We start from the raw sequence: 10,091 nt of genomic DNA, 5'->3' as shown, positions 1-10,091 counted from the left end.
GGCTGCGCGACGGCAAGGCGCTGGCCTACGTGCGGCCGCACGACCTCAGCGTCGAACGCTATGCGCCGGGAGCCAGCGGCATCGTTGCGACCTTGAGCCGGGCGATTGTGGTCGGACCGATCGCGCGCCTGGAACTAGAACCGGTCGAATCGAATCCAGACAATCCAGGGTCCGGAGCCATCATCGAAGCGCAACTCCCTGCGCAACAGTTCCGGGACCTCGGCCTGCACGAGGGCGACAAGGTCGTCGCCACGCCGCGCAAGGCCCGCGTGTTCGTAGAAGATTGGGTTTCACCGTGATCGACTGGTATTTTGGTGCGCCGCGTCGCGCCCTGGCATTGATCTGCATCGCCTGCGTGGCGATGCTCGCCTTCGGCATGTACCTGCAGCATGTGGTCGGCCTCGAGCCGTGCCCGATGTGCATCGTGCAGCGCTATGCGCTGGTGCTGGTGGCAGTCTTTGCCGGCCTGGCGTCGGCCAGCAGCCGCAGGGGCCTGCAGGTCGTGGGCATGCTGCTGGGCCTGGTCATGGCCGTCGGTGGCGCCTACACGGCCGCGCGCCAGAGCTGGCTGCAGTGGCATCCGCCTGAGGTGGTGTCCTGCGGCCGCGACATCTACGGAATGATCGAGACCTTCCCGCTGCAGCGCGCGCTGCCGATGATCTTCCGCGGCGCCGGCGACTGCTCGCAGGTCGACTGGACCTTCCTCGGCCTGTCGATCGCGAACTGGTCCTTCATCGCGTTCACCGGCTTCGCGGTGCTGCTGCTGATCCTGCTGTTGCGTCGCGGGACTCAGAGCGCAAGCGTGTCAAAGGCGGCGTAGGCGGTCGCCAGCCAGGTCTTCACGCGCTGGCGCTCGAGCAGCCCCAGTGCGTGCGGCCCGTCACGGTCGTTGACGGCTTTCCAGAAACTGCTGTTGCGCGCATCGATCTTGCGCATGCTGGCGTCGTGCAGCCGGGGCAGGGCGATGACGCGGGCGCCGTTCGCGGTCGCCTTGCCGAGCGACTGTGAGCCGAGCAGCAGGCCGAAGTCGCTGCCGCGCCCATAGTTCTGCACCACGATGTAGTTCGGGCGGTTGCCGAAGGTGTCGATCAGCGTGCCCAGCAGGTCGCTCGAATCCTTGCCGTCGTCGAGCACGTGCCAGAAATTGACGGCCACGCCCAAGTCGGCGAAGACGTCGAACAGGTCGGACTCCTTGATCCAGCGCGACAGCGGTGCCAGCGTCTGGGCCGCGAGGTCGACGATCACGCTCTGCTGCGGGTTGGTTTCGAAGCCGTTCACCACCGTGTCGAGCCCCTCGAAGCTGTCCACCACCACCGGCGAGGCGAATCCCTCGTAGAAACGGGTGAAGGAACTGTGCGATCGATCGGTATCGAAGCCCACGAAGGGCCGGCTGTGGTCGATGAAGTGCTGCGCCAGTACCCGCGCCGTGACCGACTTGCCGACCCCGCCCTTTTCGCCGCCAATGAAGTTGATGGAGCTCATGTGGTTCCTGCCAGAGTGGGATGAAAACTGAAAATCATTCTAGGGGTCGAGTGGAGCGAGGCGACGCGTGAGCCGCCTCCCGAAAGTTGGTGAATCGCCCAATAAGTTGAGCGGTTTGAAGATATGTTCATCAAAATAGGCAAAGAACTTGGCTTGATATCCAGGTTTGCACAATATGTTTTGCATTCGATTAATATGCATAGCATGTTGCGCATGACGACCCTCGCCGCCATTGGGACCTTCCTGCGCCAGGCGCGCAAGGATCGCGCCATGACCGCTTCGGAACTGGCCCTGAAGGCCGGCATTTCCCGAAACACCCTGGGCGCCCTCGAAGCGGGGCGCGGCAACGTCGAGCTGAACACCTTGCTGGCGCTGCTCAAGTGCCTGCAACTCGAGTTGCAGTTCGTGCCGGAGGCAGTGGCCGACCTGACCCGGTTCGGCGCCGACACCAAATCCACCGGCCTGCAGGACGAGGTGAGCGGCCTGATGCCGAAGCCGCCTCGGCGCGGTGCGTCATGAGCGCCGCAGTGCGAAGCACGAAGGTACTCGCATGAGCGTCGTGCGGTCCTTGCGCATCCGGCTCGGCACCACGGACGTCGGCTCGCTGTTCGGGCTCGACGACGGGCGGGTGTATTTCCGGTTCGACGACGACTATGCGAAGAACCCCGCGCGGCCGGTCCTGTCGCAGCTCTACGTGGTCGCGCCAGCCACTTCGGGGAGCGCCGAAAGGCTGGCCCAGGCCCTCGCAGAGGCCGAGGCCGCCACGGTGGCCCAGTTGCTCGACCCGGCGCTGGACGCCAACCGGGGCGACGGCCAGTTCGGTCTGCCGCCTTTCTTCCAGAATCTGCTGCCCGAAGGCCCTCTGCGCAAACAGCTGATCGGCGACCTGGGCCTGGACGTGAACGATGAACTCGGCTTGCTCGCGGCTTGCGGCGGTGACCTGCCCGGCGACGTCCGGGCCGATGCCGAAACGCTCGATGAGCCCGCGCTGGGCCGGCTGATCGGCCAGGGCCGCGACAGCTACGAAATGAGTTCGGGCCAGGTGCCGACACCCCAGCAGACCTCCATTTCGGGTGTCCAGCCCAAGGTCGYGCTGATATTGGGAAGCCCGGGGCGTTACGTGATGCGCTCGAAGCACTCGGACCAGAAGCACTTCATCGGCAAGCTGCCGACCGGCGAGTACGACCAACTGCCCGAAGTGGAGTACAGCTCGCTGACGCTGGCGGCGGCGGCGGGCGTGAACACCTGCGAGTTCGCGCTGGAACCTTTGTCATCGATCGCCGACCAGTTGCCGTATGCGCTGCAGAAAGACGGCCGGAACTTCCTGCTGGTGTCCCGCTTCGACCGCGACGTCCCGACCCAGACCCGGCGCCTGCACATGGAGGACTTCGCCCAGGTCACGGGCATGCCGTCGGAATACAAGTACCTGGGCACCTACGCGGCAATCGGGCTGCTGCTCAAGCGGCGCTCGGCCAGTGGCGAGGCCGATGTGGCCGAACTCCTGCGCCGCATCAAGGTCTCTGAATTGCTCGGCAACTACGACGCGCATCTGAAGAACTTCAGCCTCGTCTACCCGCGCGGCCAGGCCCGGCCCGAGCTTTCCCCGGCCTATGACATCGTCGCCTATGGCGTGTACTTCGCGGGCTCGGGGCATGGCCTGAAGTTCTTCCCCGAGCAGCCGCCGCGCACGCTGCTGACGCCCAGGACCCTGCGCGAACTCGGCAACGTCTGGGACATTCCCGAGAAGCAGCTGAGCGAGGTCGTGACCCGTTGCGTCGACCAGGCCATGGCGAGCTGGCCCGGCCTGCTGAAGGCGCTGCCCTTGACGGCTGCGCATCGCACCCGGCTCGCCGAGCACATCCAGAGCAATGCGAGCGCGGCGGCGTGGCGCAAGCGCCATCCCGATGCGCCCTGGTTCGACACCTCGGGCGGGCTCAGAGCACCATCTTGAGGATGGTGAAATCGTCCTCGAGCACGCCGGGGCCATGCACCTCGCGCGCCCAGTCCAGAACGCGGTCCAGCTCGGACTGCCCGTCGTCGACCGGCCGGGTGAGAATCTCGAGGAATGCGGAGAACTCCAGCATGGAGCCATCCGGTCTCTTGATCTCGTAGGCGCCGTCGCTGAAGACGAAAAGCCGCGCAGGCGATCGCACGATGCACTGCGCGTCCTGGTAGCTGGCCGCCGGCATGATGCCGATGCAGGGGCCCGATGCTTCCAGGGGCCGGCCCTCCCCGGCGGCTTCACAGGGGCCGCTCACCAGGATGGCCGGAGGATGGCCGGCAGAGGCGTAGCGCAGGCGTCCGCTGGCGCGGTGGTAGACGCCGTACCAGACCGTGGAGAACAGCTCGCCGTAGCGCTCCATCTGGTAGGCCTGGTTGAGCGCGGTGAGCACCTCGCCGGGATTGCGGAAGTCGGTTCTCGGCAGGGCCTCCGAGCGCAGCGTGTCGGCGACCGCCACCGACAGCAGCACCGAGCCCACGCCATGGCCGCAGACGTCGATCAGGTAGAGCGCGAAATGCTCCTCGTCGATCCAGTGGTAGCCGAACGAGTCGCCGCCCAGTTCGGTCGACGGAACGAAGCGCCAGTCGATCACCCAGGGCTGCGACAGCGGCGCCGGCAGCATCGAGCGAACGTAGCGCTCGGCGTCGCGCAGCTCCTGCTGCAACCGGTCGTGGGTACGCTGCAGGTCCTCGCGGGAGGCCGCGAGATCGCGGTGGGCGCGCGTCAGTTCCTGATTGGCCGATTCGAGCTGCGCGATGAGCCTGGCCTCGCGCTGGCTGAGCAAGGTCATGTCATAGGCCTTCTGCTGCACCAGCCGCGCCTCCTCGTATTCCGCCGTCACGTCGAGCAGAAGAACCCAGACGGTGCTGTCATCGGCGAAGAAATGGACGTCCGCCACGCGCCCGCTGGGCATTTCCATGGAGCGGATGAGGAAGGGGGTCTCCGCCAGCGGCAGCAGGCCTTCGAGGAACGGGATCTGGTCGCTGGCAAGGACGCCGACCTGGAGGCCCTCCAGGCCGTAGTGCGCCAGGTGCCCGCCGGCCTGCGTCAGCTTCTGCGAGCCATCGATGACCAGATGCGCGAGAACCCGCTGCGCATGGAGCAGCAGGAGCAGCGAGTCGGAAATCCGCGTCGGCAGGTCGAGCATGGCTATCGCGCCAGGCGCGCCGCCAGTTCCTGGAAGGTCTCCTCGACGCCCATGCCCGTCTTGGCACTGGTGCGGCGAAAGGCCCAGCCTGCCGCCTCGAGGCGCTCGATCCGTTCCGGTGGGAGCGTCCAATCCTCCTCGAGGTCCGCCTTGTTGAGCAGGGCGACGAAGGGAACGTCGCCGACCTCCGCGCCGACCCGCGCCTGGATCGACACCGCGGTGTCCAGGGTTTCGGGCCGCGTGCCATCCACCACCAGGAGATAGCCGGCCGCGCCGCGCAGGTAGCTCACCCGGACGGCCGAGACCTCGTCCTCGCCGGCGATGTCCCACAGGATCAGCGCCACCTGCTCGGTGCCGATGGTCAGCAGCTTCTTGTCGATCTTCACCCCGACCGTGGTGAGGTAGGCATCCGAGAAGATGGTGTCGACGAAGCGGCGTACCAGGCTGGTCTTTCCTACGCCGAAAGCGCCGAGCAGACAGATCTTCTTTTGCAGCATGGTCAGTCGCCGGTGCTGACGCCGAAGGACACGCGCCGGTTCATCGACAGCTCATCCTCGCTGGCGCCGGGGCGCAGCGGCTCCAGCGGGCCGGCGCCACGCACGGCGAGCAAGGTCGGATCCACGCCGCGGGCCCGCAGCATGGAGCGCACGACCTCCGCGCGGCCCACGCTGAGGGCCAGGTTGGACGTGTCCTTGCCGGTCGCATCGGCGTGGCCGACGATCGTCACCTTCACCGGGAACCCCTGGGTGCGCGCCACCTGCACCAGCTCGCGCATGTCGGCGGCCACGGCGTCGAGCTTGCCTTCCTGGTCCGCCGCGGGCCGAGGGACGCTGAAATCGAAGTGAATGAGCTGGGCCTGAATRGCGTCGCGCAGCCGAACGTAGTCCGGATCCTGCACGTCCTGGAGGGCGCTGAGATCGACCTTCGGAGCGCCGGCAGGAAGAGTCGATGTGAAGGCCCGCGCCTTGTCCATCCAGCGTTGGGGCGCACTGCCGGTGGCCCGAATGCCGCTCGCGTCCTGTGACAGGCTGACGGTCGGCGGCGGATTCAGGGTCGCTTGCAGCCGTTTCAGAATGATGGCCGGATGCAGCGCCTGGTAGGGTTCCCAGCGGCCGACGACGCGCGCCGGGTCCAGGCGGGCCTGACCCAGCAGCGCTTCCGGCTGCGTCGCCAGCGGGTCGCGCAGCCCGGACACCAGCCACTTCCCGTCGCGGCGCTCGGCGCCCGTCACGACGATGCCGGGCTGGTCCTGCAGCGCCGCGACATAGGCGTCGACGCGCTGGCGTTCGATGATCCGTTGGGACATCCAGTAGCCCAGCGCCAGCAGCAGCGCCAGCAGGGCCAGCCAGAACAGCGGGGTCAGCTTCTTCCGCGTCTCGGCTTCCTGGGAGATCAGGCAGGGCTGCAGCCGTTGCCCCACATCGGAGAAGGGGTCGACGTCGCCGTTGAACGCTTCGAGCGGCGTGCGCCAGTCGGCGTGTACGGCCGCCAGCGCCTCGCCCAGGCGGGTACGCAGCATCGCAGGCGGACTGCCGTGGATCACGGCGGCGAGAAAGGCCGACGGACCTTCCTCGCACCACAGCAGCAAGTCGCCCAGGCGCAGGCTGTCGATGCTGCGGCCGCTCGTGGCGCCGCTCCCTGCCTCGTCGAACGAATCGCGCACGAAATCCTGGATCGCGGAGAGCATTGCCGAGACCAGTTGCGGATCGCGCGTCGTCGCGTCCTCCCTGGCCACATGCGCCAGCAGCAGGCCGGTCTTGCGATGGACCAGGAAGAGGTGTTCGACCCGGTACACGGCCGTGTGCTTGAGCACCACGTCCGCGAAGGTGCTCCCGCTGCGCCATGCCTCGATGCGCCACTTGAGGCCGCGCCAGGAAAAGCTGTGCTTGAGCGCCTGATTGAGCGATTGAAGCGTGCCCTCGAGGGTCTCGGCGATGGCCTTGCGAATCGCCGGTCCCATGACGGGATACAGGATATCGACCATGGTGCCCGGGTTCTTCTGAATGGACGCCTGGGTGGCACGCTCGACGGTCGGCGCGATCGCGTGGCCGAGGCGCTCGTCCTGCGTCGCCAGCACGAAGGCGGCGGGGAGCACGGCGCCCACCGCATCGGCGAACTCGCGCGGATCGTCGAACTTTTGCTGCAATCTCGCCAGCGCCACCTGCTCGCGTTCCATCAGCACGCCGCGCAGCGCGTCCATCCGCGGATCGGCCTCCAGGCGGCTCGGAAGCGTCGCGGCCACGTCCGGATTGACGCACCGGGCCAACTCCAGAAGAAGGCCGGCGAGTCGCCTGTTCGTCTCCTCTTCGGAAGCGCTGCCGGGCGCGCGCGTCGCGGTCAGCGACAGGCGCGCGTTCACCGCGCCCCCACCCCGGCATCGCGTCGCGCGAGCAGACCTGGTGCGCTTGCTGCGCGATTCAACCGCGCTCGCCGGCGTTGACGCCCTTGGGCGATACGTCCTGATTCAGGCATTTGGCGATCTCGACAAACAGACCGGCGAGCAGATTGCGATCGGTCTTGACGTTGCTGAGTTCGGCGAACATCCGCTCGGTGGTGGCGCGCTGGTCGTCCTGGCGCCGGCGCATCTCTTCGCGCAAGGCCTGAACCTCGTGGCTCAGGCGATCCGTGAAGTCGCGCTCCTGGCGTGCGAGCTGGTCGGAAACCTGGGCGAGGCGCTTTTCCAGCGCCTGGGTGTGATCCCGCAGGCTGCGCTCCAGCTCCTTGTCGGCATCGGCACGCAGGTCCTTTTCCTCGCGGAACTGGCCGGCCACCGATTCCAGCTGTTTCTTGATCGTGCCTTCAAGGCTGCTCAGGCTGCGGGACGACTCCGCTTCCAGGTCGCGCATCCTTTGCTGAAAGCGCTCCTCGAGAATGGAAAAGCGCTTGTCGTAATCCTGCATCTGGTTGCCGAACAGCAACTCGCGCATCTTGTCGACCCCGGATGTCTCGCCTGCGCCGTTCGGTTGGCTGGCGAGCACCGCCTGGGCCGCCAGCGCGGTTTGCGCATCGATGCTCGGTATGGATTTGGCTGCAGTTCCCATCGACATATCTCCTCGGTTGTGAATTGAAGGGTGCCGACGTGGACATCGGCGCCGCGATGCGAATGTGGGGTGTCGAGCCTGGTCAGGGTGGGGCGGTCGCCCGGAAAAGGAGCGTCAGGCAATTGCGGCCGTCTGCATGGCGGTAACGCACGCCATCGGAGAAGCGCCGCACGATGGGGATGCCCCAGCCGCCGATTCGCGCGTCCTGGATGCTGGTGGGTGGCCTGGGTTCCGGGACCTTTTGCGGATCGAACTCGCTTCCCTCGTCCTCGACTTCCAGGGCCACGTCTTCGCCTTGCCAACCCAGGCGCAGGAAGATGCTCTGAGCGCCACTGGTGCAGGCGTGGGTCATGATGTTCGTGACCACCTCGGTCGAGCAAAGATCGAGGTTCAGTGCGACCCGTGCCGGAAGCCGTTGGCCCTCGGCCCAGTCGTGCACCCAGGCGCTGACGCGCGAGAGTTCGCGCAGCTCGCTACCGACGATGAGGGATGCCTGCGGTTCCCCGTCCGAGGAGGCCATCAGCGACTCCCGGCTCCCGCCATCAGCGCGCTGCAGGCGGTATCGACGTCGGGGTACACCGGAATGATCGTATCGATGCCTGCCATCTTGAGCACCTCCGCCACAAGGGGCTGCGGGCTGGCCAAGGCCATCACGCCGCCGCGCAACGACTGGGCCCTCGCATTGACGACGAGGGTGCGAATGCCGATGGATGCCAGGAACGACACTTCGGACAGATCGACGACGGCGAGAAGCTTTCGGGTCGACACCAGCGCGGACAAGCGCACGTTGATGTCATGCCCGCCAATGCTGTCCATGCGCCCGACCAGACTGATCTTTTCGACGCCGTCGGCCAGTTGCTCGCTTCTCAGGTCCATACGCTCTCCGCAGTGCGATATCGATGGGTTCTGAATCGGTCCTCTTCTTGTTCGTAAAACAAAACAAAAGCGGTTTGCGAGCAACAAGTAGAACCTTTTTCTAGCTTACGCCCAAATTGCAACCGCGTCGACAACCCGCCATCCCCTGGCCAATGGATGGCCCCCGTCAGCGGTCCCCGCGTGCAGGCACATTGATCAAGGCTTCGACCAGCCGATCGACGCGGATCGGCTTGGTCAGGTAATCGTCCATGCCGGCCGAGATGCACATTTCCTGGTCGCCCTGCATGGCGTTGGCGGTCATCGCCACGATGCGCGGCCGTCGATCGGCCTCGAGCAGCGTGCAGATCTGCCGCGTCGCGTCGAGCCCGTCGAGTTCGGGCATCTGGACGTCCATCAGAACCACGTCGTAAGTCTGGCGCTGCACCGACTCGACGGCTTCGATGCCGTTGGAGGCCAGGTCGGCCCGGTAGCCCATCTGCTGCAGCAGGCGCATCGCGAGCTTCTGATTCACCACGTTGTCCTCGGCCAGCAGGATCCGCAAGGGGTGGCGCGCCCCCATCGTCGGGTCGATCTGCGGCTTGGCGCTGCCGCCCTCCGCAGGCTTGGCGACAGACTCGCGCGCGAGCAGGCTGACCAGCGTGTCGAACAGTTGCGACTGGTGGATCGGTTTCGACAGGTAGGCGTTGAACAGCGATTCGGCGTCGCCGGCCTCGCGCCGGCCCAGTGAGCTGAAGAGCACCAGGGGCAGGGCGGCGTGATTCGCGCGGATGCGGCGCGCCAGGTCGATGCCGTCCATCTCGGGCATGTGCATGTCGAGGATCGCGAGATCGAAGCGCTCGCCTTGCGCGAGCCAGCGCAAGGCCTCGGCCGGCGATTCGGTGTCGAGCGAATTCATGCCCCACCGGCCGGTCTGAAGCGCGAGCACGCGCCGGTTGGTCGCGTTGTCGTCGACGATCAGCAGGCGCTTGTCGCGCAGCTCGACCTGCACGCCGGTGACGACGCGGCGCTTGCTCGGCGGCGCATCGGAGATCGACGCTTCGATGGTGAAGAAGAAGGACGAACCCTTGCTCGGGCCCTCGCTCTCGACCCACATGGTCCCGCCCATCAACTCGGCCAGCCGCTTGCTGATCGCCAGGCCGAGACCGGTGCCGCCGTACTTGCGGGTGGTGCTCGAGTCGGCCTGCGAAAACGACTGGAACAGCCGGCCCATGCCCTCCGGCGACAGGCCGATGCCGGTGTCGCGCACGGCAAAGGTCAGGGAGACCCGCTCGGCCGCCTGGGGCTTGGCGCTGACCGTCAACACCACCTCGCCGGTCTCGGTGAACTTCACCGCGTTGCTCAGCAGGTTCAGCAGGATCTGCCGCAGCCGCGTGAGGTCGCCGCTCACGCCTGTCGGCACGCCGCACTCGAACACATAGGCGATGTCGAGCTTCTTCTCGGTCGCGCGTGTGCTGATCAGGTCGAGCGCCGACTCCACGCAGTCGCGCAGGTCGAACGGATGCGACTCGATGTCCATGCGCCCGGCCTCGATCTTCGAGTAGTC

12 protein-coding genes are annotated in these 10,091 nt (G+C 66.6%); 4 read left to right on the top strand and 8 right to left on the bottom strand.

Annotated elements, in window-relative coordinates; all coding sequences use genetic code 11:
• The coding region (locus AC1D2K_RS21180) for a TOBE-like domain-containing protein (RefSeq protein ID WP_478090799.1) at positions 1–299 on the top strand (299 nt) is incomplete at its 5' end.
• On the top strand, positions 296–820 hold the full coding sequence (locus AC1D2K_RS21175; protein ID WP_478090798.1) for a disulfide bond formation protein B: 525 nt from the start codon (positions 296–298) through the stop codon (positions 818–820). The genes AC1D2K_RS21180 and AC1D2K_RS21175, both read left to right, overlap by 4 nt.
• Here AC1D2K_RS21175 and AC1D2K_RS21170 read toward each other — a convergent pair.
• On the bottom strand, positions 790–1,482 hold the full coding sequence (locus AC1D2K_RS21170; protein ID WP_478090797.1) for a P-loop NTPase family protein: 693 nt from the start codon (positions 1,480–1,482) through the stop codon (positions 790–792). The genes AC1D2K_RS21175 and AC1D2K_RS21170 overlap by 31 nt on opposite strands.
• Positions 1,483–1,605: 123 nt before the next feature.
• On the opposite strand from AC1D2K_RS21170, the gene AC1D2K_RS21165 reads away from it, so the two are divergent.
• The gene (locus AC1D2K_RS21165; RefSeq protein WP_478090796.1) at positions 1,606–2,001 is read left to right on the top strand and encodes a helix-turn-helix domain-containing protein; all 396 of its coding nucleotides are present in this window, start codon (positions 1,606–1,608) and stop codon (positions 1,999–2,001) included.
• 31 nt (positions 2,002–2,032) lie between these two features.
• The gene (locus tag AC1D2K_RS21160; RefSeq protein WP_478090795.1) at positions 2,033–3,433 is read left to right on the top strand and encodes a type II toxin-antitoxin system HipA family toxin; all 1,401 of its coding nucleotides are present in this window, start codon (positions 2,033–2,035) and stop codon (positions 3,431–3,433) included.
• On the opposite strand, the gene AC1D2K_RS21155 is transcribed toward AC1D2K_RS21160, so the two are convergent.
• The 7 genes from AC1D2K_RS21155 to AC1D2K_RS21125 all read right to left on the bottom strand — a co-directional run.
• Positions 3,417–4,631: a PP2C family protein-serine/threonine phosphatase gene (locus AC1D2K_RS21155; RefSeq protein ID WP_478090794.1), complete on the bottom strand. Its 1,215-nt coding sequence runs from the start codon at positions 4,629–4,631 to the stop codon at positions 3,417–3,419. The genes AC1D2K_RS21160 and AC1D2K_RS21155 overlap by 17 nt on opposite strands.
• A 2-nt stretch (positions 4,632–4,633) precedes the next feature.
• Entirely contained in the window at positions 4,634–5,128 is a 495-nt protein-coding gene (locus tag AC1D2K_RS21150; protein ID WP_478090793.1) for a Rab family GTPase, read from the bottom strand.
• A 2-nt stretch (positions 5,129–5,130) separates the two neighbouring features.
• Positions 5,131–6,990: an OmpA family protein gene (locus AC1D2K_RS21145; protein WP_478090792.1), complete on the bottom strand. Its 1,860-nt coding sequence runs from the start codon at positions 6,988–6,990 to the stop codon at positions 5,131–5,133.
• Between the two features lie 58 nt (positions 6,991–7,048).
• Entirely contained in the window at positions 7,049–7,672 is a 624-nt protein-coding gene (locus AC1D2K_RS21140) for a hypothetical protein (RefSeq protein ID WP_478090791.1), read from the bottom strand.
• 82 nt (positions 7,673–7,754) lie between these two features.
• Positions 7,755–8,192: an ATP-binding protein gene (locus AC1D2K_RS21135; protein WP_478090790.1), complete on the bottom strand. Its 438-nt coding sequence runs from the start codon at positions 8,190–8,192 to the stop codon at positions 7,755–7,757.
• Positions 8,192–8,548, bottom strand: a complete 357-nt coding sequence (locus AC1D2K_RS21130) for an STAS domain-containing protein (RefSeq protein ID WP_478090789.1) — start codon at positions 8,546–8,548, stop codon at positions 8,192–8,194. The genes AC1D2K_RS21135 and AC1D2K_RS21130 overlap by 1 nt, the downstream gene beginning before the upstream one ends.
• A 166-nt stretch (positions 8,549–8,714) precedes the next feature.
• Positions 8,715–10,091 (bottom strand): response regulator (locus tag AC1D2K_RS21125; RefSeq protein WP_478090788.1); only part of this gene is annotated, 1,377 nt, incomplete at its 5' end.

Source organism: Variovorax sp. P1_H12_2, assembly GCF_056405335.1.
This window is presented reverse-complemented; position numbering and strand designations above follow the sequence as displayed.

Bases quoted from the DNA above. Each gene is read 5' to 3' on its own strand.
- AC1D2K_RS21170 (WP_478090797.1), bottom strand. From the start codon at position 1,482: ATGAGCTCCATCAACTTCATTGGCGGCGAAAAGGGCGGGGTCGGCAAG.
- AC1D2K_RS21165 (WP_478090796.1), top strand. From the start codon at position 1,606: ATGTTCATCAAAATAGGCAAAGAACTTGGCTTGATATCCAGGTTTGCA.
- AC1D2K_RS21155 (WP_478090794.1), bottom strand. From the start codon at position 4,631: ATGCTCGACCTGCCGACGCGGATTTCCGACTCGCTGCTCCTGCTGCTC.
- AC1D2K_RS21150 (WP_478090793.1), bottom strand. From the start codon at position 5,128: ATGCTGCAAAAGAAGATCTGTCTGCTCGGCGCTTTCGGCGTAGGAAAG.
- AC1D2K_RS21140 (WP_478090791.1), bottom strand. From the start codon at position 7,672: ATGGGAACTGCAGCCAAATCCATACCGAGCATCGATGCGCAAACCGCG.
- AC1D2K_RS21135 (WP_478090790.1), bottom strand. From the start codon at position 8,192: ATGGCCTCCTCGGACGGGGAACCGCAGGCATCCCTCATCGTCGGTAGC.
- AC1D2K_RS21130 (WP_478090789.1), bottom strand. From the start codon at position 8,548: ATGGACCTGAGAAGCGAGCAACTGGCCGACGGCGTCGAAAAGATCAGT.